This window comes from Pseudoalteromonas sp. SR45-4 (assembly GCF_014163535.1).
Classification (GTDB): Bacteria; Pseudomonadota; Gammaproteobacteria; order Enterobacterales; family Alteromonadaceae; genus Pseudoalteromonas; species Pseudoalteromonas nigrifaciens.
The window spans coordinates 1-251 of record NZ_JACJDO010000140.1 but is presented as its reverse complement, the minus strand read 5'-3'; the positions used below and the strand labels follow the sequence as shown (position 1 = coordinate 251).

Genomic DNA, 251 nt, shown 5'->3' with positions numbered 1-251 from the left:
GCTACGGCTGGCACTCCAGTATCAGGTGGTAATACGGCTGCTCCTGTAGCAACTCAAGGTGACGACAGTGGCGCAGGTGAAAAGCAGGGAACCGAAGGTGATCAAACAGTGCAAGGCCAGCAAAATGCTGATGTTGCACGTACTGCTAATGATGTGAGTAATGCATCACCGGCACAGCAACAAGCTGGTGCTAATACCACTACGGCACAGCAACAAGCTGGTACTAATACCGCTACGTCTGGCACTCCTGT

The 251-nt window shown here is 52.2% G+C and carries 1 protein-coding gene; it reads left to right on the top strand.

Annotation, left to right across the window (positions count from 1 at the left end; all coding sequences use genetic code 11):
- Positions 1-251, top strand: a 251-nt coding sequence (locus H5058_RS18335; RefSeq protein WP_182679405.1) for a hypothetical protein, incomplete at both ends; no start/stop codon positions are given.